We start from the raw sequence: 19,429 nt of genomic DNA on the forward strand, positions 1-19,429 counted from the left end.
GCCGGTTAACTGAGCCATCAAGCGGCTCCGGCGGCTGCGCCGAAGTCAGTTTGCCTGCGGCGGCTCTCCCGATGACGCCGTAAGCTGGGTGAAAGTCTGTTGCTGCCCGAGCCAGGTCTGGTAGTCCGCGTCGTCGTCGACGACGACGGTGCCGCGCATTTGCGGGTGGCCGACGCCGCAGAGTTCGGCACAGAGGATCTCGAAGGTCCCAGTCCGCGTCGGCGTCAGCCAGAAATAGGTGATCATGCCGGGGATCATGTCCATCTTGGCGCGGAATTCCGGCACGTAGAAATCGTGGAGCACATCGACGGAGCGCAGCAATATGTGCACCGGCTTGCCGATCGGCAGATGCAGCTCACCGCCCTCGATGATGACGTCGTCGAGGCCGCTTGCGTCGTTCTTGTCGAGGCCGAGCGGATTGTCAGGAGTGACGTTGCGCGTCTCCGCACGGCCAAGCTTTCCGTCCGCGCCCGGCAGGCGGAAGCTCCACAGCCACTGCTGGCTGACGACCTCGACCGATGCGGCATCGGCGGGCACCGTGATGAACTGGTTCCACACAATGAGGCCGGGCGCCAGCATCGCCGCGACGCCGACCGCCGTTCCCCCTGCCAACAGCAATTCCAGCCGACGGTTTTCAGGCTCATAATGCGCCCGGTTGCCGGGCTTGTGGCGGAAGCGGAACACGCAGTAGGCCATGAACGAAATCACCGCTACGAAAACGGTGCCGGTGATCCAGAAGGTGATGACGAGGGTACTGTCGATATAGGTCCAGTTGGACGCGATCGGCGTCCACCACCACGGGCTCAGCACATGGAACAGCACCGAGCCGACGACAATCAGGACGAGGATCAGCACGACAGCCATTTCCGCTCCTCCTCGAGCAGGTTGACCGTGAAACCGCATTCCGCAGAAAGTCCGTGTTTATTATCGCACAGATAGAAAATATCGGCAATTACGGCAATTTAGGCATGCGCCGTCGGCCGCGACCCGTCATTTGGAGTATTCAACCTCACTGGGAATATTGCTTGAGATAGGCGATGAGATCGGTGATCTCCTGGTCGTCCTTCAGGCCGACAAACGCCATCTTCGTGCCCTTCACCTTCGCTCTCGGATTGTGCAGATAGTCACGCAGCACCGTCTCGTCCCAGACGAGACCGCCTTCGCCTGCCGCCTTCATGCCGGCCGAATAGGCGAAATCAGGATGCGTTCCCGCCTTCCTGCCAAACAGCTTGTTCAGCGACGGGCCGACCTTGTTCGTATCGGACTCGGCGATATGACAGGTCGCACATTTTTTGAAAACGGTGGCGCCCGCCGTCGCATCACCCTCCTGCGCCCCGGCGACAGCAGGGAAAAGGGCAGTCACAGCTGCACCAATCAGCAGAACAACACGGTAATCCATGGCAAACCTCATCCTCCTCAAGGTCGCCAGCCACTCACACCGTCCATTATCTCTCGCGTGTGGGTGGTGGTTGTTATGGCCCAAAGCTTAGTCCTTCGCGGATGCAAGTCAATCGCTTCCACATTTGGGTCACCTGAACGCCTCTGATACCAGGTGGACCCGACGCGGATAACTGCCACGCCAGCTGACGCCCTTTTTGACTACTCCCCGATCGAGAGCGCTTCCTTTACCGCCAACTCGGCCATGGCAAGCGTCGCCTCGCGGGTTCTGGCGGCGGCGATGAAGCGGCCGTTGTGGCAGAAGGTCGCACCCTCTATGCCGCAAACCGCCTCCAACTCTCCATTAGCAAGACCGGCCCAGGCTGCCGGCAGATCGGCCCTGAGCTCGAAACCCTGCTCGGCACGGCGGATGCCGGTCACGCACCAATCTTTTTCGCGCGGGTGGACGACGAACAGCAGGTGATCGGCGCCGGCCTTGACGATGGCGGGACGGAAGGGCATTCCTCTTGGCAATTCCAGAACACGCCCTTGCCCCGCAGCCTCGATCGCCCGATGCACCATCGCCTCGGCCCGCAGTTTTGCGGCACTCTGGGCGATCCTCGCCTCAACGAAACTGCGGGCAATGGCAAGAGCCGCATGGAAGGCGCGATCGTCTGCCTCGGGGTCCGCTTCGTCGAAAACCGGTTTCAGGGTCTCCAGCAGCGCCGGCAGCGTTAGCCCCGCCAGCGGTCCCGAGGGGCTGAGCGCACCGTTGTCGGTCAGATCGATCGGCAGCACGAAGCCGGCATCGAAAGAGCCATGCACCACATCGACATGTGTTTCGGGAAGGCCGGAGGCTGCGAGATAATCACGGCCGTAATGCTTCCAGATCAAGCCGAACGAGCTGTAAGGCTGGCCATCGTCGCGCAACGGCGCGCCGCGCTGGTGGTGATCGAATATCCCGGCATCGGGGTCGTAGACGCCGCCGACATCGTAGATGATCCGGTCTTTGCCCGGCGTGATCCATTCCGGCGCCCGGCTGCGGACGATGCGCGCCTGCGGGAAAAGCCGGGTCAGGATGACGCTCGACAGCAATTCGTCGGCATGGAAGCCACCGGAATGGGTGACGAGAAAATTGGGGATCATGAAAGGCCTTGTCGTTTTCGGCGGGTCCGCCTGGGTCAGCACCAGATAGCGGTTGGCGGATATAACGACAAGCCTCTATGGGATGAGGCTCTTGGACTTTGGCGTATTGGCGCCTGCAGTGACTGCCGCGGTGGAATAGCAAGAGCAAACCCCCGGCATCCCCGAAGCCTGGGCGCGGAAACCTCCAACGCCCCTCATCCTGATGCGCGTAGCCCACAGGGCGAAGCCTCGAAGGACGCGCTGCAGCGCTGCTCCTTCCGCTGGCGCACCCACCTCGCCCTTCGAGGCCTGTAAAGGTCGGCCGAAACAACTGCGCAGCGGTTTTGGCCGAACGACGTGCATGAAATCAGAGGCCTAAGACAGCGCCGGTCCCGGCTGTCTTGCAACCAGCGCACGGCCACCCGCCGCGCCGGCATGAAGGCAGATGAGCCCGATCGCAGCGATAGAATTGATCAGCAGGACATTTGCCACGACCGACGCCGAAAACGCGCTCTCGCCTGACGGAAGCACCGCCGTTGCGGCAAAGAGTACGCCTTCATAGGCAACGAAGCCGGCCATGAAGGCGCCAGCCGCGGTGACGGCAAGGTCCGCCGCGAGACGAAGCACTCCGAGCGCTGCCGCCAGAGATGCGATTGCAGCGATACCGATCGCCAAGCCCCAGGCATAACTGTCCCAAGTCTGGGGATAACCGAGCAGGAGATATCCGACCATCTGGTTGGCGAGCCAGGCCAGCAAAACCGCCGTCACCGCCATCCGCCGAGGAAGAATGACCGCTGACACCGCCGCCAAGGCCACGAAGGGCGTCACGCAGGCAAAAAGCAGGCTGAGAGCGACGCTAGCACCTGAAATGATGACGACCCAGGCGACCGCGAAACCGGGAACGACCGGGCGCAGGGGAAACTGATTTCTTTCGAGCATCGCGAAACTCCGTTCGACCGGGCGCGCGCGCCCCAGGAAATCATACGCCAGTCCTGGAAAAATGCCAGTAAGCCTCTCCCTGAGAACGAATTCCCAGCCGCTCAATCCATGACGTATTGGATATGATGCCGGCCATGCACGGCCGATTTCTGGACATGGGCGCGAACGCCGAAAACACGGGCGATCATATCCTCCGTCAGCACATGCTCCGGTGCGCCCGAGGCGACGACCTCGCCCTTCTGAAGCACCGCCAGGCTGTCGCAGAACATCGCCGCCAGGTTGAGATCGTGCAGCGCGACGATGCAGGTGATGCCGAGTTTCGAGATCAGTTGGAGAATGTCGAGCTGATGCTGGATATCGAGATGATTGGTCGGCTCGTCGAGCAACAACTCGCTCGGCGCCTGCGCCAGCGACCGCGCGATATGGACACGCTGGCGCTCGCCGCCCGACAGCGTCTGCCAGAGCTGGCCCGCCCGCTCCCCCATGTCGACCCGTAACAAGGCCTCATCGACCGCGGCATCGTCCTCCGCGCCCCAGGGCGAGAGCAGCCCGCGATGTGGCGTGCGGCCGAGCCGCACCGCGTCGCGCACCGTCAGCTGCGTATCGGTCGTCGACTGTTGCTCGACGAAGGCGATGCGCCGCGCAAGGGCTGCGCGTGACAGCGAGGCGATATCGTCTTCGCCCAGCCGGATGACGCCACTGCGGACCTTCCGCAGCCGGCAGATCAGCCTGAGCAGGCTCGATTTGCCGGAGCCGTTCGGCCCGAGCAGACCGAGCACCTTGCCCTTTGCCACCGTCAGGCTGACGCCGTTGACGATGACCGTGTCGCCGGCGGCGAAACTCACCGCATCGATGGTAATGCTCATGCACTCCTCCGGACGCGATAGAGGATGACGGCGAAGGCCGGCGCGCCGAAGAGCGCCGTGACGACGCCGATCGGCAGGACCTGCTGCGGGATGATGATGCGCGAGACGATATCGGCGCCGACCATGTAGATTGCGCCGCCGAGCGCCGTTGCCGGCAGCAGCCGCCGATGGCCCGGCCCGACGAGAAAGCGGGCGGCATGCGGAATGACGAGGCCGACGAAGCCAATCGAGCCCACCACGCTGACGACGCTTGCCGTCATCGCCGCCGTCAGGCCGAACAGCAGGATCTGGACGCGGCGCACGGCAATGCCGAGCGAGGCCGCCGCATCCGTGCCGAAGGAGAAGGCGTCGAGCGCCCTGACATGGGCCATGCAGATGACGAAGCCGGCAAGCGCGATCGGCACCGAGAGATAGACATCCGGCCAGCGCACGCCGCTGAGCGACCCCAGAAGCCAGAACAGGATGCCGCGCGCCTGCTCGGCATTCGCCGATGTCGTCACTATGTAGGAGGTCAGCGCATTGAAGAGCTGCGAGCCGGCGACGCCGCAAAGGATGATGCGCTCGCCGGTTCCCCCCGCACCCGTCGCAAGGAAGCCGATCAGCAGAAAGGCGATGACCGCGCCGATGAAGGCGCCGCTCGACAGGCCGAAAACACCGTAGCCGAAGCCGAGGATCATCACGCAGACCGCTCCCGTCGAGGCGCCGGCAGAGATGCCGAGCACGTAGGGTTCGGCCAGCGGATTGCGCAGCAGCGCCTGCAGCACGGCGCCACAGAGCGAGAGCGACGCGCCGGCGCTGGCCGCAACCAGCGCCCGGCTCAGCCGATAATCCCAGACGATGCCCTGGTGGATGCGGCTGAGCTCGAAATCCGTGCCGAACAGCCGGTTCGACACCGCCTCCGCCGTGGTCGCTAGCGGGATCGCGATCTCCCCAATCGAAACAGCGAGACTGATCATCAGGCCGAGAAGCAGAAAGGCAGAAATGGTGAGCGCGCCAAGCGCCCACCATCCGTGTTGTCTGACCGACATTGCCTTCACTGCGAGAGACCGAAGGACTTGATGCCGTTCGCCAAGGTCTCGATGCCGTCGATCGTACGGATCGTCGGGTTCATCGATTGCGCGTCCATCATCACGAAGTGCTCGTTCTTGACCGCGTCAAGCTCCTTGGTCACCGGGTCGTTCTCGAGAAAATCGATCTTGACCTTCGGATCGTCGGCGGCGTAGCGGCGCCGGTCCATGGTCGCCAACACGATAACCGCCGGGTTCGCCTGAGAAATGGTTTCCCAGCCAACCAGCGGCCATTCCTCTTCGGTTGTCACGACATTCCTGGCGCCGATCGCCTTCAGGATATAGGCAGGCGCGCTGTTCTTGCCAGCGATGAAAGCATCGCCATTGACTTGCTTGCTGGAGAACCAGAAGACGATGGGCAGGTTCTTGCCCGATGCGCCTGATATCGACGCGACGGCATCCGCCTCGCGCTTCTTCAACTTGGAAATCAGCGCATCGCCGCGCTCCTTCACGTCGAAGATCTCCGAGAGCTCGGCGATCTCACGGTAGACCAGCTCCATCGTGAACAGCTCCTTGCGCACACCGTCGCCGCCATCGGTGTTGACCTTGGCGACGCAATCGGCCGGCGCGAGATAGGTATTGATCCCGAGATCCTGGAACTGCTCCCGCTTGCCGACGGAGCCCTGCGCGCCGACATGCCATTCGAACTCGGCCGCCACCAGGTCGGGCTCCCGCCCAACAACGGATTCGAAGCTCGGATCATTGTCGGCGAGACGCTTTATCTTGCTGTTAGCCTCGGCATATTGCGGCAGGACGGGACCGACCCAGACGGCCGTACCAGCAATCTTCTCGGCAAGGTCGAGCGAGAAGAGAATTTCAGTCATGCCCTGGCCGATCGAAACGATCTTCGACGGCGCCTTCTGGAACGTCACCTGCTGACCGCAATTGGTGATGGTCAAAGGATATTGGGTGGCGGCAAGGCTCGGTGCCGCAAGGCCGATCAGCCCGAAGGCAAATGTCATGGTGGCGAGAATCTGGCGCATGAAAAACCTCGATTGAAGAGAAAAAGCATGGTTATGCCGCACCCGCGGCCGAAGGCACGGTGATACGTGCGCTAACCGCAGGAGGCCCAATCGAGACGGATGCATGCCGAAATTCGGCGAAGGTTCAGAAGGTCAATCATGTCTGTTCCTTGTCCGGGCATCCCCGCCCGGTTGATTGGATCGTGATTGACGGCAGGTCTCCTGGCTTGCGGATATCCGTCGGTTCATCCGCCTTCCCGCGATATCTCGCAGTGGCAGGGCTATAAGCCCTTCAGAGATGGCCAGTCGCTGGCCACACCTGAGATGATCGACAATCCGCATACAGTTGCGGGGGCAGCCACGGTCTCGGTCCCTGCTGGGTCGTCCTTACCGTGTTCCCTATTAATCCCCTTGGAGTCATCTTCAGGGAACCGTCGCCCCCAGTTACGTCGCCTGCCCGCAAGACGTCAATGCCTATTGCGGAGGATTGGGTTCGTGCGGGTGAAAAATAGAGACGGAACGTAGGGGGCCTGTTGGCCGGTGTAATACCTGCATCCTCGCCTCCTCAGGATGAGGCTCTCTTGAGCGTTGGCGCCGCTTTCTCCCGTTCCCGCTGTCGTGAGCGCGGCATCCGCCAACGTCCCTGATGCTGATGTGCGCAGCCCGAGAGGGCGAAACCTCGAAGCACGCCGCACGCTACTTCTTGCTACAACGCATCCAGCGGTATCTTCAGATACCGCCGCCCATTTCCCTCCGGCTCCGGCAATCTGCCTCCCCGAATATTCACCTGTAGCGCGTGCAACATCAGTTTCGGCTTCGGCAGCGTGCGGTCGCGCGCCTGGCGCAGCGCCACAAAGCCGGCCTCGTCGATGCCTGATATATGCGGGTTACCGTTTTTCTGGGCGGCCACCTTGCTTTCCCAGCGCGCGTGGCGTCCGCCGGGCTGATAGTCGTGGCCGGAAAAGAGCCGGGTCTCATCGGGCAGCGACAGGATGACCTGGATCGAGTGCCAGAGGGCGCTGGCGCTGCCGCCGGGGAAATCCGTGCGCGCCGTGCCGGAATCCGGCGTAAATACGGTGTCGTGCACGAAGGCGGCATCGCCGATCAGATAGGTCACCGAAGCAAGCGTATGGCCGGGCGAAAACATCACACGGGCTTCAAGCCCACCGATCTCGAAGGTGTCGCCATCGGCAAACAGCCGGTCCCACTGCGAGCCGTCGGTTTCGAGTGCCGGCAAGTTGTAGATCTCCTTCCAGAGCACCTGGACGTCGGTGACATGGGCGCCGATCGCCGTCGGCGCGCCGGTCTTTCTCTTGAGGTAATGCGCGGCGGAGAAATGATCGGCATGCGGATGCGTGTCGAGGATCCACGCGACCGTCAGCCCCTCGCTGTCAATATGAGCGAGGATGGCGTCGGCATTCGCCGTTCCCGTCGCGCCCGACATCTCGTCGAAATCGAGCACCGGGTCGATGATGGCACAGCGTTTTGTCACCGGGTCTGAAACGACATATTGCACGCTGCAGCTGCGGGGCTCGAAGAAAGCCTTCACACCAGCCGCCTGCCCAGCCCGCTTTTCCAGCCAGCGGCGTGCGCCGGCAAGATCGAAGCCGAGTCTTTGGCCGAAGACCTCGACCTCTCCGGGCTGCATCCGCCCGTCGAGCACCTCTCCCAGCACATAGAGCGTCAGCGCCCGTGTGCCGCTCTTGCAATGAGCAACGACCGGCCCCTTCGCCTGCGTCATCGCCATCTGGAAAGCGCGGATATCGGCCTCGGTGATCTCGGCCCCTTTCACCGGCACGAAGCTGTAGGCGAGCCCCGCGGCAGCAGCAGCAGCCTTTTCCGCGGCATTGCCAGGCTGCCCCGGCTCCTCGCCATCCGGCCGGGCATTGATGACGCCGGCAAAGCCGTTTGCCGCAAAAGCGGCAAAGCCCGCGGCATCGGGCTGTCCCGTCACCGATATCAGCTCATTGACCCTCACGGATGTCATCGAAGCCCCCATGCTACCTGCATCATGCAGTATCGCATGTATATCGATACAATCTCACAAGTATATTGCCGAGCGCAAGAATAGCCGCCTGGCGTTCCCCGCGCCTGCGGCAAGTCCGCAAACCTGAATGATGCCGGCTACGCCATCGAAGCCGCCTTCAACCGCGCCTTCTCCCGCGCCTTCGCCATCCCGCCGGTCGCCTGGCGGGCGATGGCGCGGGAATAGAGCGAGAGTGGGCGTCAGACATCGAGCCGATAGCATTCACCTGGTCGGCAAAGCTTCCGCATCCTGCCCTTTTCCGCCAGCCCCGGCGCCCCCCAAGAGAGCCTCATCCTGAGGTGCCCCGAAGGAGCCTCGAAGGACGAGGCGGGCGCTCGGCGCGGCGGCAATATTGATGCGGAGCAGTGCCGCCGCGTGTCCTTCGAGGCTCCGCCCTGCGGGCTCCGCACCTCAAGGATGAGCAGCGTTGGAGGACGCCGCCCCCATAAGCTCCGTTGTCAATCTTACGCAAGGCCGCGATGGTCGATCAGCGCCATCATGGGCTCTTCAATCCGAGCGCCAGCGTCATGTCGTTGATGATCCCCAATCGCGCTTCGATCACCGCGATTTTCGCGGGCGTATCAGCACCGAAGGCGTCGATATCGATGAACAATTGCTCACATCCGCCCGGCGTCACCATGCCGAACATCTGACCGGGTTCGTCGCTTATGTTTCGCCAGCTGTGCTGTACATGCGGCGGCAGAACGACGACGCTTCCCGCAGGCGCATCGAACTCCTCGTCGCCGCATTGAAATTGGTAGAGCCCATGGATGACTCGAAAGACTTCCGTCTCCCGCGTATGCGTGTGCGGGGCCGGACCATGACCCGGCGGGGTGAAGGTTTCCCACATCCCGAACGCGCCGCCGGTCTCCTTGGCCGTGGCATGGATGACGATCCTCGCGCCGAAGGGCGTTCTCGCCAACCGCTCCTTACCGGGCAAAGAAACCACGGCGCTCCTGAAACTCGACATTTCTACCTCCCTCGGCAAGCTTTTGCCAACGGCCGCGTCGTCACCCCTGCTGCGCCTCGTTCAAGCATCCCATGATAGTCGAATCCCCGCGGCGGAAAAACAGACAAAGCCGCCCGATATCCTGCAATGCCGGCGGCTGCTCGACATCGGCAACGATGTAAAGCTATGGTTCAGCCGGGATGGACTGATAACGCTCGCGCATGTCTTACGGGGTCAGCCTCAAATGTCTGAACGAGACCGCGTCACCGGTTTTCAAACTCTGGGAGGAAGCCGCTGTATTCGAAGAGATCGCTTCGATGCGGGCTTTGAACTATCCTCGCCACCTCACCCTCGCCGTCTATCAAGAGCTTGCTTCCGATCGGTTGGCCGAGGCGTTCGAGCGTGTTTTCCGCACGCGTTCGACCGTGACCGTGAACTTTTCGGGTGCCAGTTATTTCGAGAACGAGTTCATCGTCTTATGGGCGCGTCCGATTGCGGACGACGCGCTTTTCCAGTTGCACGCGGCACTGCACCAAGAGATCGATCCCGCATGCTGTCACGAGCACTATAGGCCCGGCAACTGGGTACCTCACTGCACCGTCGCCGCAAAAGTGCCGAAGGCAAAATCAGAGATCGCGATCAACTGGGCGAACGAAAACCGGATGCAGTTCGCGGTGAATTTCGATGCCGCAGACTGTGTCCGATTTCCGCCTGTGGAGCTAATGAGCGAGATCGCATTGACGCAGCAATGACGGCCGGCGGCGCAAGGCGACCTGCTTGATACGACAGCTTTCAGTGGTCGATGCAGAGGATGAATGCCGGGCGGAGTCTGGCCGTTGGCACACCGCAGGACCTTCCGGTGACACAAGCCGCGCCCTCTCTCCACCCTCATCCTGAGGAGCCCCGTAGGGGCCTCGAAGGACGAGGGTGGCCAGTGGCGGTTCATCTGGCGGTGGATGTGGACTTAAGCGCCGAGCCACCCGCCCTCGTCCTTCGAGGCTCCGGCCTTTGGCCTGCGCACCTCAGGATGAGGGCTGATCGGTGTGCCGCTGGGTTAAGTTGACGGTGTGCCATGCCAGTGGGCACTGTCGGCGACGCGGCAGTCGAACAGAACAGGCATGTCCACCTCGATCATCTCCAGGATTGCATCGTCGAGTTCGGCCAGCCTCTCGCAGCGAATGCCATGTCCGCCATAGGCTTCGGCAAGCTTCACGAAATCCGGGTTTCCGTGCTGGCGCTGCGTTCCCTGATCGCCGCCATTGAGAATGAAGATCTTGATCGGCGCGTTGTGCTGCACGGCGGCCGACATTTCCTTCATCGTCACCTGCACGGAGGCATCGCCGGCGATGTCGATGACAAGGCTGTTGGGATTGGCGATCTGCACGCCGAGGGCGGCGGGCAGCCCGTATCCCATCGTCCCCAGGCCGCCTGACGTCACCCAGCGGTTCGGTCGCTCGAAGTCGTAAGATTGCGCCGCCCATATCTGATGCCGGCCGACCTCCGTCGTGATGTAGGTATCCCGATGCTTCGTCAGTTCATAAAGCCGCTCGATGGCATATTGCGGCATGATGACGTCCTCGCGCTTCGCATAGGAAAACGATCGGCGCGCCCGCCAGTCGGCAATCGCGCTCCACCACTCGGTCAGCCGCGCCCGGTCCGGCGCCTGCGGCAGCGCCCGCCACAGGCGAACGAGCTCGGCCAGCACACCCGCGGCATCGCCCCGGATGGCGATATCGGCGCGCACAGTCTTGTTAAGCGAGGAAGTATCGATATCGATCTGGATCTTCCGGGAATTCGGTGAGAAACCATCGACGCTGGCGGCAAGCCCGCCATCGAAGCGCGCCCCGATGCAGAGCATGAGGTCGCAGTCATGTATTGCCATGTTGGCCTCGTAGGAGCCGTGAAGCCCGGCCATCTTCAGCCAGTTCGGGCTGGAAGCCGGATAGGCGCCGAGCCCCATCAGCGTCGACGTGACGGGAAAGCCGGTGAGATCGACCAGTTCACTCAGCAGTTTTGACGCTTCAAGACCGGAATTGATGACACCGCCGCCCGCGCAGATAATCGGCTTACGTGCCGTCGCCATCAGAGCCGCCGCAGCCTCGATCTCCCTGATGTCGCTTAGGCGGTCCGGCTGATAGCTCGTCCTCGGGGCGACTGCCTCAGGCGGTGTATAATTTCCGCTCGCAAACAGCACATCCTTCGGCATGTCGACCAGAACGGGGCCGGGCCGGCCCGATCCGGCGATGCGAAAGGCTTCGTGGATGGCCGCCGCCAGATCATTGACGTCGCCGACCAGCCGATTGTGTTTCGTGCAGGCGCGGGTAATGCCGACGGTATCGCATTCCTGAAAGGCATCGGAGCCGATCAGCGACGTCGGCACCTGGCCGGACAGGCAAACGAGCGGCACGGAATCCATCAAGGCATCCTGAAGGGGCGTGATCGCGTTGGTGACGCCGGGGCCTGAGGTCACCAGCATGACGCCGACCTTGCCCGTCGAGCGGGCATATCCCTCGGCGGCATGGCCGGCTCCCTGTTCATGGCGAACCAGAATGTGTCTGATGTCTTCCTGCTGGAAAAGCTCGTCGTAGATCGGCAGCACCGCAGCACCCGGATAGCCGAATATATGCTCGACGCCATTGTCTCTCAGCGCCTGGAGAACGATTTCCGCGCCGGTCATCTGCGCGCGCGGGGTGTCGATGGAATGACGGGATCTCATGGTTCCGTTCCTTGATCAGTGTGATGATGTGTGGAAAGTCCGACGAGGCCCGCGCCCAAATTCAGGGCATAAAAAAAGGCCCCGTCAGGAGCCTGCTTACCGCGCATGGGTGCTTTCGCTGGATGGTTACACCATCCTGCCCATGCGCCCGATCACCACTGCCAGAACCAATGCGATTTTCATAGCGTCACAGCTAAAGGCAAATCGGCTCGTCGTCAATGCTTCCGAAGGAGACGAAACCGCCCGCGCGAGAAGGCGGGCGGTTGCATCATCGTGTGATGTCCTGGCTATGCCGGGGTGTTCAAGATTAGTTCTGGCCCTGCAGGCGGTCCATGACCTGGAGCAGCAAGTCGGCGCAGGCCTTCATCGGTTCATCCTCGGCGCATTTCAGATCGATCCGGGTGGCCCCATCCTCGATCCGGAAATGCGCGGCCTTGGACGGCGGCGGCGGTGGCGGGCGATGACCGCGGAAACCGCGGAAACCCCTGTCGTCGCGGAAACCCATATCGTCTCTCGAACCATGCCACCGGTCATCGGGACGATCTCCCGGCCGCGCATCCGGCCCACCCATCATCGGCTCGTTATCACCGGAAGCAGGCGGTGGCGGTGGTGGTGGTGGTGAGGCCGGGTCGGCCGCCACGGGCGGAGCTCCGGCGGGTGGCGGGGCGGGCGGTTGTTGGGCGAAGGCGGTGCCGGCCAGTGCGGCAAGAGCAAGGCCTGATAGGAGAAGTCTTTGCATGGGAATTGTTCCTTTGCGGGAATTGAGAAGCACGTTTGTAAACACCGCAACGCGGCTTTGGTTCACGGCCCGTCAAGGCCTGTGATCGAAATCCTCAAATGGTCGATGCGGCGGACCTTTCGGCGGGCGCAGCGCTTCGGTTCGTCCGTCCTGGCGAACGAGATAGCTCGCATGCACGAAGCCATCGTCGAAGCGCCCCTGCACGGTGACGGCCTCGTCTCGGGTAACGAGCGCGCCACCCTCGCCGGCTCGGCCTGTTTCAACAAGCGCCTTGCCGCTATCGTCCTGCAGCACGAACTTGTTGCCGTAGATCTCGGCGACCTTGCCCTTGATCGTGACGAGGCTCGATGCCGGCATGGCCGAAATCGCCACCGGCGCCAGCGGCGCCATCTCTGGCATAGGACGCATCATTTTCACCGCGCCCGCACCCCCGACAGCACCGATGACAAGCGCCACGGCGGCAGCAATGACGGGGATCGCCAGCCGTCGCCGGCGCTGTCCTGGCGGGACGGGCGTGGCTGCGCCCTCGGTATGCACGTTGTCCTGGTCTTCATTCGGCATATATCTGTTCCTTGCATCAGTAGTGGTCGCACTCTAGCCGTTCCACCCCGTCGCCCGCCTGAACCTCTCCGTTCAGATTGAGTTAAGCTCGGCCCGATAGTTTTGGTCCGTCCCCAAAGATGCCCGGCCCCGATGAAAGCCCTGCCCCATGCGCGTACTGCTCGTCGAAGATGACGAAGACCTGAGCGGCCGGATCGCCGCCGTGCTGCGATCGGAAAACTTCGTCGTAGACATATCGCGCAACGGAGAAGACGCTCTCCACGCGGGGCTGACCGAACTCTTCGACGTCGCGATCCTCGACCTCGGCCTGCCGAAGATCGACGGCGTCAGCGTGCTGAAGGGCTGGCGCGAGGGCAGCCGCAACCTGCCGGTTCTGGTGCTGACGGCGCGCGACGGCTGGCCGGACAAGGTCGCAAGCTTCAAGGCCGGCGCCGACGATTTCCTCGCCAAACCCTTCAAGGTGGAAGAACTTGTTTTGCGCCTGCGCGCCCTGGTGCGCCGGGCAGCCGGCCACGCCGCCGCGCGGCTTACCTGCGGCGCGCTGGTCTTCGATGCCCAGCTCGGCACCTTCGAGCTCGACGGCCTGCCGCTGAAGCTGACGGCGTTGGAATGGCGGGTGCTCTCCTGCCTGATGCTGCGCAAGGAGATGGTCGTCGACCGGCGCGAACTGACCGAGCGCGTCTATGACGGCGATGCCGAGGTCGACTCTAATTCCATCGAAGTCATCATCGCCCGGCTGCGCAAGAAGCTCGGGAGCGACCGCATCGAGACGGTGCGCGGCCGCGGCTATATTCTGACGTCGGCAGCGGCGTCATGAAGGCTTCGTCTTTCAAGCCGAGATCGATCGCCGGCCGGCTGCTGATGTTCTCGGGCATCTTCGTGACGCTGGCGCTCGCTGTGGCCGCCCTCGTGCTCTGGCTAGCGCTGAAGACTGTGGTGCGCGAGCAGGTGGACCAGCGTCTGGACACACAGATCGGCGCCCTCGCCGGCGCCGTGATGCGCGACGCAGAGGGAAGGATCACCCTGTCGGCGCCGCTCGATGCGCCGCCTTTCGATCGCCCCTCATCGGGCTGGTACTGGCAGGTCGACGCCGGAGAGCAGCGCCTGACCTCCCGCTCCCTGATGAACGGCACGATAGACGCACCGCCGCCACGGCAGGACCTGCGCCATGTGCTGACGGGCATGCCGACATCAGGCAGGGGCGGCGATCGCGGAAGAGGGCCGCTCTACCTTCGCCAAGCCGTGCGCAGCATCGACGGCATGACGCTGACCATCACCGCGACGGCGCCGATGATCGCCCTCGTCGGCCCGGCGCTTCGCGCTCTCTTCTGGCTGGTTCCCTGCATGCTGCTGCTCGGGTTGGTGCTGATGACGGGCACCCTTTGGCAAATCCGCTTTGGCTTGCGGCCGCTGACATCCATGGCGACCAATATCGATGCCATCAACCGGGGAGAACGCGCCCGCCTGCCGGAGGAAGCGAGCGCCGAGCTTGCGCCGCTGTCGCTGAAAACCAATGCGCTTCTGGCGGCCAATGAGGAGAGGCTCGCGGCAACGCGCATGCAGTTCGCAAACCTCGCCCATGGCCTCAAGACCCCGGTGGCGAGCCTGCTGCTGGCGCTCGACGATAAAAACGACCCCAAAGGCGCATTGCGTAGTCTGGCCGCCCGGATCGACAACCGGATCAAGCACCACCTCGCCGCCGCCCGCCGGGTGATGGCCTCGTCGAATAATGTTGCCAGCACCGACATGGCGGCATCGCTCGCCGATCTCTACCGGGCGATCGGCCAGATCCATGCCGAGCGTAGGATTGCCTTCGACAGCGACATCCCCCCGGGCCTGCGGGTCGCCTGCGACGAAAGCGATGTCGAGGAAATGCTCGGAAACCTGATCGATAACGCTTTCAAATGGGCTGCCTCGCGCGTCACCATCCGCGCCGGGCGCGACGGCCCGATCGCCCGCATCACCATCGAGGACGACGGCCCGGGCATCCCCGCCGACCGCCTCGCCGCCGTGCTGCTGCCGGGCGTGCGGGAGGACGAACGCGTCCCTGGCAATGGTTTTGGGCTGAGCATCGTGAACGAGTTGGCGGGGCTTTATGGCGGGTCGCTGGCGCTCGAGGCTGGGGCGGTGGGGTTGGTGTGCATATTGTGTTTGCCGGTGGCGGTGGGAGTGGCGGGGTAAGGTCGAGGTGGAAAATTGAGCGCCTCAGAAGCATAACTGTCCGTTCTCGACATGATGCTCCCGCCCTCAAAGCCGCGACCCGCCCCTTTACCGATCGCCGCCGCTGTCGACGAGACGTCTTTCGCCTCGCCTCTGCCTTGTTGGACGGCTATCCTAAGCGACGATTCGCTATCCGCGACGAGGGCGTGGCGTGAACGAAGCATCAAAGGAGAGCGCGATGACGGACGCCAAGGGCGGCATTTCGGGACTGCGGCCGCACATTACTGTGATCGGCGTCGGTGGTGGTGGTGGTAATGCGATCAACAATATGATCGCGGAAAACCTGGCAGGCGTCGAATTCGTCGCCGCAAATACCGACGCGCAGGTCCTCGCCACCTCCAAGGCGACGCGCCGCATCCAGCTCGGCGCCAATGTGACCGAGGGTCTCGGCGCCGGTTCCCTGCCGGAGGTCGGCCATGCGGCGGCTGAGGAATCGATCGATGAGATCATGGATCACCTGGCCGGGTCGCACATGTGTTTCGTCACCGCCGGCATGGGCGGCGGAACGGGCACGGGCGCGGCACCCGTCATCGCCCGCGCCGCACGTGCGGCCGGCATCCTGACAGTCGGCGTCGTCACCAAACCCTTTACCTTCGAAGGCAACCGCCGCATGCGAATGGCGGAGATCGGCATCGAGGCGCTTCGCCAGGCAGCCGATACGGTCATCGTCATCCCCAACCAGAACCTCTTCCGCATCGCCGATGCGAAAACCACTTTTGCCGATGCCTTCATGACGGCCGACCGCGTGCTCTATGCCGGCGTTGGCTGCATCACCGATCTCATCGTCAAGGAAGGCCTGATCAACCTTGATTTCGCCGATGTGAAATCGGTCATGCGCGGCATGGGCCGCGCCATGATGGGCACTGGCGAAGCCTCCGGTGAAAGCCGCGCGATGAAGGCGGCGGAAGCGGCAATTGCCAACCCGCTTCTCGACGATATCTCGATGAAGGGCGCCAGGGGCGTGCTGATCTCGATCTCCGGTGGTTCGGATATGACACTGTTCGAAGTCGACGAAGCGGCAAGCCGCATTCGCGACGAGGTGCAGGAAGACGCAGACATCGTCGTCGGCGCCATCTTCGACCGCAGCCTTGACGGCAGGTTCCGCGTCTCGGTCGTGGCAACCGGCCTGGAAGGCAGTGCCATGCCCGCCTCCGCTTCTCAACCAGTCGTAGAGCAGATCCAGACGCGCACGCTGCAATAGCGCCGCCGCTGATATCATGGCTAAACGTCGCCCAGTACAACGAACGGACGGGGCGACGTCACGCGGTTAAGGCCGTCAGACAAACAATATGTCCGAGATGTTGTGCACCACGGAGATTTCGTCGGTCTCAGTGTTGGTGATGTAGATAGAGTCCGCCGCCGCGTCATAGACCACGTTGGTGGTGGAGTCATCTCCCGATATGGCGATGTTGACATCGATTGTTGTCTTGACCCCGGTTTCGAAATCGAATGCCGTGCCGATATGCTCGCTTCCGAAGGAATCGCCGAAGAAGAACGTGCCGTCGACGGCAAAGCCGTATCCCAGCCCGCCGGCGGCGAAAGTCTTGGATTCGATCGGGTTCAGCGTGTCGGGATCGATTTTGGAGACCTGCCAGGTCGCATCATCGATGCGGCCGACGACATAGATGCCGGTCGAATCCTGCATCGTATTGACGGCCGTGAATCCACCCCAGTCGAACGTACCCGCCCCATTCTCGCCGATAAGGCCGGGAATCGGGTCGCCCTGCTGATCGAGCGATCCGTCTGCGGCGTCCCACTTTGCGAGATAGGTCTGATCGGGGAAAGGGCCTTCGCCTTTGACCTCGTTGGTTCTTCCGATGATCTCGCCGCCGCGGACCGAAAAATAGGTTCCGCCGATGTCATATTCGCCAAGGTCATATTCGCCAAGAGAGATGGCGCCGCTGGCATTGTCTGCTTCAAAGGCCGAGGCGTTGTCGTAAATGCTCACCATGGAATCATCCGGGAAACCATGGCCGGAGCTGACGTAAAACTTGCCCGTTTGCGGATCGACCGCGACCCCCTGGAGTTCGTAATGGTCCAGGAAGGGGCGCACCACCTCCGCCTGGGACTCAACATGATTGGTGTTCAACGACTTGCCGTCCGTCACGCCGTCGACGGTCAGCGAGATCACGCCGGCATCCGCGTGACCGGCGCCGTCGGAGACCTTGTAATATTGAAGCGTCTCCGTGACATGCTCGCCATCGTTGAGACCCGCCTTCACGGCGGGATCGAGATCGTAGGTGAAGCCTCCGTCCGCCGAAAAATGGAAGGTGCCGAATTCACCGGCGACGTCGGTGCTCCGCGTGGCGCTTACGCTGATGCCCTCGACTGAGCGCAGAAAGATATGACCCGCCTCCCCGGCAATGTCGTTGGCAAGCACGTTGCCCGCCATCGCGCCGCTTTCGCGGAAGGTAAAGGCATCGTCGACCGCGACCGGCGCACTGGTCACCCCGTGAATGTCTAGCGTGAAATGTCCGACATCCGTATTGCCGGCGCCGTCGGAAATCTTGTAGCCGATCGTCTCTCTCAGCGTCATTCCGTTAAGGAAGCCCGCTTTGGCGGCCTCGTTTAGCGTATAGGTGTATGAGCCGTCAGCCTTGACGTGGAACGTCCCGTGCTCGCCCCCGATATCGGTGACCTGCCCATCCTTCTTGGCGAGAACCCTCTCGCCGTCGAAGAAGTTGAGAAACATATTGCCGTTGGCCGCTGATATATCGTTGTCCAGCAGATTGCCTGAAATAACGTCGCTCTCGTAGACGGTGTGCGAGTCATCGACCGCCACGGGTTTTGCAAACACTGTCATGGATATCTCCTTCAAGATCCATTCGCCTTGGTCGATTGGGAGGAAACAGCCATTGCAGGGGAAGGTCAAATTATTTTCTAGTAAAAGTGGCATTTTAGCTTTTTGCAATTTTGTCATGCCGCAAGAGGTTGCCGAGCGCCAACGCTCAAGAGCGCCTCATCCTGAAGCGTGGAAGCCGAAGGCTGGAGCCTCGAAGGACGAGGCGGGTGCGCGTCGTATCAGTTCCGCACTTAGACCCCGACTAGAATCCTCACCCCACCACCGCCCTAATCTTCTCCGCATCCGCTGCCGTCGCCGGGTTATAAACCACCATGCTGAGATCCGGCCGCCCGTCCACCTGGAAGGCCGAATAATCGAAAGAGAGCAGCCCAAGCACCGGGTGCTTGATGTGTTTGGCGCCCTCGCCATGGGTGCGCACGTCATTGTCGCGCCACATCGCCAGGAATTCCGGGCTCTTGCGGCAGAGTTCGTCGACCAGCGGCTCGACCTCGGCCGCTGCACCCGCGCGGGCCGCGTCCACGCGGAAGGCGGCGACGACGAAGCGGGCGACGCTTTCCCAGTCGTACTGGGCGGCGCGCACGCGTGGATCGAGGAAGATGAAGCGCAGCACGTTGCGCTCCTCGGGCGGCAGCGCGCCGTAATCAGTGAGCAGCACGGTTGCCGCCCGGTTCCAGGCGATCACGTCCCAGATGGCGTTGCGGATCAGCGCCGGGCTCGGGTCCAGCGCATCGAGCACGCCCTGCAGCCTGGGCGTGACGCCCGCTTGCCTGCGGTAACGCACCTCGGGCGGTCGGCCGAGGCCGATGAGGAACAGATGCTCGCGCTCGACATCGGTCAGCATCAGCGCCCGCGAGATCCGGTCGAGCACATCGGCGGACGGCGCCCCGCCGCGCCCTTGCTCCAGCCAGGTGTACCAGGTGGGGCTGATATTGGCTCGGTTTGCCACCTCCTCGCGGCGCAGGCCCGGCGTGCGGCGGCGTTCGCCGGCAAAGCCGAGGGCTGCGGGGTCGAGCTTGGCGCGGCGGCCCTTGAGATAGGCGCCCAGCCGGTTTTCGAAGGTGACGAATTCGCTCATGCTG

At 62.8% G+C, this 19,429-nt stretch carries 18 protein-coding genes and 1 riboswitch; of the genes, 4 read left to right on the top strand and 14 right to left on the bottom strand.

Features of this window, described 5'->3' with window-relative positions; all coding sequences use genetic code 11:
• Nucleotides 1-45 precede the first annotated feature (45 nt).
• The 9 genes from HJB83_RS30540 to HJB83_RS30580 all read right to left on the bottom strand — a co-directional run bounded on the left by HJB83_RS30540 (nucleotide 46) and on the right by HJB83_RS30580 (nucleotide 9,332).
• Entirely contained in the window at nucleotides 46-864 is an 819-nt protein-coding gene (locus tag HJB83_RS30540) for a cytochrome c oxidase subunit II (protein ID WP_207580933.1), read from the bottom strand.
• Between the two features lie 145 nt (nucleotides 865-1,009).
• Nucleotides 1,010-1,399: a cytochrome c family protein gene (locus HJB83_RS30545; RefSeq protein ID WP_221133138.1), complete on the bottom strand. Its 390-nt coding sequence runs from the start codon at nucleotides 1,397-1,399 to the stop codon at nucleotides 1,010-1,012.
• 200 nt (nucleotides 1,400-1,599) lie between these two features.
• A complete protein-coding gene (locus tag HJB83_RS30550; RefSeq protein WP_207580935.1) occupies nucleotides 1,600-2,523 on the bottom strand; it encodes an MYG1 family protein in 924 nt (307 codons plus the stop codon).
• Between the two features lie 354 nt (nucleotides 2,524-2,877).
• Nucleotides 2,878-3,441, bottom strand: a complete 564-nt coding sequence (locus HJB83_RS30555) for a hypothetical protein (protein ID WP_207580936.1) — start codon at nucleotides 3,439-3,441, stop codon at nucleotides 2,878-2,880.
• A gap of 101 nt (nucleotides 3,442-3,542) precedes the next feature.
• Nucleotides 3,543-4,307: an ABC transporter ATP-binding protein gene (locus HJB83_RS30560; protein ID WP_207580937.1), complete on the bottom strand. Its 765-nt coding sequence runs from the start codon at nucleotides 4,305-4,307 to the stop codon at nucleotides 3,543-3,545.
• Nucleotides 4,304-5,335, bottom strand: coding sequence for an iron ABC transporter permease (locus HJB83_RS30565; RefSeq protein WP_207580938.1), 1,032 nt, complete (start codon nucleotides 5,333-5,335; stop codon nucleotides 4,304-4,306). Before HJB83_RS30565 ends, HJB83_RS30560 begins: the two co-directional genes overlap by 4 nt.
• A gap of 5 nt (nucleotides 5,336-5,340) precedes the next feature.
• Complete coding sequence (locus HJB83_RS30570) at nucleotides 5,341-6,357, bottom strand: ABC transporter substrate-binding protein (protein WP_207580939.1); 1,017 nt, start codon at nucleotides 6,355-6,357, stop codon at nucleotides 5,341-5,343.
• A gap of 173 nt (nucleotides 6,358-6,530) precedes the next feature.
• A riboswitch (cobalamin riboswitch) is annotated at nucleotides 6,531-6,787 on the bottom strand.
• A gap of 255 nt (nucleotides 6,788-7,042) precedes the next feature.
• Entirely contained in the window at nucleotides 7,043-8,323 is a 1,281-nt protein-coding gene (blh, locus tag HJB83_RS30575; RefSeq protein ID WP_221116759.1) for a bifunctional sulfur transferase/dioxygenase Blh, read from the bottom strand.
• A 535-nt stretch (nucleotides 8,324-8,858) separates the two neighbouring features.
• Nucleotides 8,859-9,332 (bottom strand): cupin domain-containing protein, encoded by a 474-nt coding sequence (locus HJB83_RS30580; protein WP_207580941.1) that lies wholly within the window; start codon nucleotides 9,330-9,332, stop codon nucleotides 8,859-8,861.
• Between the two features lie 200 nt (nucleotides 9,333-9,532).
• Between HJB83_RS30580 and HJB83_RS30585 the strand changes: the two genes are divergently transcribed.
• Complete coding sequence (locus HJB83_RS30585) at nucleotides 9,533-10,063, top strand: 2'-5' RNA ligase family protein (RefSeq protein WP_207580942.1); 531 nt, start codon at nucleotides 9,533-9,535, stop codon at nucleotides 10,061-10,063.
• Between the two features lie 302 nt (nucleotides 10,064-10,365).
• Here HJB83_RS30585 and ilvB read toward each other — a convergent pair whose 3' ends face one another.
• From ilvB to HJB83_RS30600, 3 genes are all read right to left on the bottom strand, one after another.
• A complete protein-coding gene (gene ilvB, locus HJB83_RS30590) occupies nucleotides 10,366-11,988 on the bottom strand; it encodes a biosynthetic-type acetolactate synthase large subunit (protein WP_246762762.1) in 1,623 nt (540 codons plus the stop codon).
• Nucleotides 11,989-12,334: 346 nt separating this feature from the next.
• Nucleotides 12,335-12,766, bottom strand: coding sequence for a hypothetical protein (locus HJB83_RS30595; protein ID WP_207580944.1), 432 nt, complete (start codon nucleotides 12,764-12,766; stop codon nucleotides 12,335-12,337).
• 72 nt (nucleotides 12,767-12,838) lie between these two features.
• Nucleotides 12,839-13,327, bottom strand: a complete 489-nt coding sequence (locus HJB83_RS30600; RefSeq protein WP_207580945.1) for a hypothetical protein — start codon at nucleotides 13,325-13,327, stop codon at nucleotides 12,839-12,841.
• 148 nt (nucleotides 13,328-13,475) lie between these two features.
• Between HJB83_RS30600 and HJB83_RS30605 the strand changes: the two genes are divergently transcribed.
• The 3 genes from HJB83_RS30605 to ftsZ all read left to right on the top strand — a co-directional run bounded on the left by HJB83_RS30605 (nucleotide 13,476) and on the right by ftsZ (nucleotide 16,748).
• Entirely contained in the window at nucleotides 13,476-14,144 is a 669-nt protein-coding gene (locus HJB83_RS30605) for a response regulator transcription factor (protein WP_221116756.1), read from the top strand.
• On the top strand, nucleotides 14,141-15,508 hold the full coding sequence (locus tag HJB83_RS30610) for a HAMP domain-containing sensor histidine kinase (RefSeq protein ID WP_221133139.1): 1,368 nt from the start codon (nucleotides 14,141-14,143) through the stop codon (nucleotides 15,506-15,508). Before HJB83_RS30605 ends, HJB83_RS30610 begins: the two co-directional genes overlap by 4 nt.
• Before the next feature lie 217 nt (nucleotides 15,509-15,725).
• Nucleotides 15,726-16,748 carry a cell division protein FtsZ gene (gene ftsZ / locus HJB83_RS30615; protein WP_207580948.1) on the top strand — a complete coding sequence of 341 codons (1,023 nt, stop codon included), beginning with the start codon at nucleotides 15,726-15,728 and terminating at the stop codon, nucleotides 16,746-16,748.
• A 75-nt stretch (nucleotides 16,749-16,823) separates the two neighbouring features.
• Here the strand turns inward: ftsZ and HJB83_RS30620 are convergent, their stop codons facing one another.
• A complete protein-coding gene (locus HJB83_RS30620; protein WP_221133140.1) occupies nucleotides 16,824-18,350 on the bottom strand; it encodes an Ig-like domain-containing protein in 1,527 nt (508 codons plus the stop codon).
• Nucleotides 18,351-18,600: 250 nt separating this feature from the next.
• On the bottom strand, nucleotides 18,601-19,425 hold the full coding sequence (locus tag HJB83_RS30625) for a helix-turn-helix transcriptional regulator (RefSeq protein ID WP_221133141.1): 825 nt from the start codon (nucleotides 19,423-19,425) through the stop codon (nucleotides 18,601-18,603).
• Nucleotides 19,426-19,429 lie beyond the last annotated feature (4 nt).

Origin of the sequence: Rhizobium sp. NZLR11 (assembly GCF_019685115.1) — a bacterium.
Classification (GTDB): domain Bacteria; phylum Pseudomonadota; class Alphaproteobacteria; order Rhizobiales; family Rhizobiaceae; genus Rhizobium.

Coding starts and splice junctions, on each gene's coding strand:
- HJB83_RS30540 (WP_207580933.1), bottom strand. CDS start 864: ATGGCTGTCGTGCTGATCCTCGTCCTGATTGTCGTCGGCTCGGTGCTG.
- HJB83_RS30545 (WP_221133138.1), bottom strand. CDS start 1,399: ATGGATTACCGTGTTGTTCTGCTGATTGGTGCAGCTGTGACTGCCCTT.
- HJB83_RS30550 (WP_207580935.1), bottom strand. CDS start 2,523: ATGATCCCCAATTTTCTCGTCACCCATTCCGGTGGCTTCCATGCCGAC.
- HJB83_RS30555 (WP_207580936.1), bottom strand. CDS start 3,441: ATGCTCGAAAGAAATCAGTTTCCCCTGCGCCCGGTCGTTCCCGGTTTC.
- HJB83_RS30560 (WP_207580937.1), bottom strand. CDS start 4,307: ATGAGCATTACCATCGATGCGGTGAGTTTCGCCGCCGGCGACACGGTC.
- HJB83_RS30565 (WP_207580938.1), bottom strand. CDS start 5,335: ATGTCGGTCAGACAACACGGATGGTGGGCGCTTGGCGCGCTCACCATT.
- HJB83_RS30570 (WP_207580939.1), bottom strand. CDS start 6,357: ATGCGCCAGATTCTCGCCACCATGACATTTGCCTTCGGGCTGATCGGC.
- blh (WP_221116759.1), bottom strand. CDS start 8,323: ATGACATCCGTGAGGGTCAATGAGCTGATATCGGTGACGGGACAGCCC.
- HJB83_RS30580 (WP_207580941.1), bottom strand. CDS start 9,332: ATGTCGAGTTTCAGGAGCGCCGTGGTTTCTTTGCCCGGTAAGGAGCGG.
- HJB83_RS30585 (WP_207580942.1), top strand. CDS start 9,533: ATGTCTTACGGGGTCAGCCTCAAATGTCTGAACGAGACCGCGTCACCG.
- ilvB (WP_246762762.1), bottom strand. CDS start 11,988: ATGACCGGCGCGGAAATCGTTCTCCAGGCGCTGAGAGACAATGGCGTC.
- HJB83_RS30595 (WP_207580944.1), bottom strand. CDS start 12,766: ATGCAAAGACTTCTCCTATCAGGCCTTGCTCTTGCCGCACTGGCCGGC.
- HJB83_RS30600 (WP_207580945.1), bottom strand. CDS start 13,327: ATGCCGAATGAAGACCAGGACAACGTGCATACCGAGGGCGCAGCCACG.
- HJB83_RS30605 (WP_221116756.1), top strand. CDS start 13,476: ATGCGCGTACTGCTCGTCGAAGATGACGAAGACCTGAGCGGCCGGATC.
- HJB83_RS30610 (WP_221133139.1), top strand. CDS start 14,141: ATGAAGGCTTCGTCTTTCAAGCCGAGATCGATCGCCGGCCGGCTGCTG.
- ftsZ (WP_207580948.1), top strand. CDS start 15,726: ATGACGGACGCCAAGGGCGGCATTTCGGGACTGCGGCCGCACATTACT.
- HJB83_RS30620 (WP_221133140.1), bottom strand. CDS start 18,350: ATGACAGTGTTTGCAAAACCCGTGGCGGTCGATGACTCGCACACCGTC.
- HJB83_RS30625 (WP_221133141.1), bottom strand. CDS start 19,425: ATGAGCGAATTCGTCACCTTCGAAAACCGGCTGGGCGCCTATCTCAAG.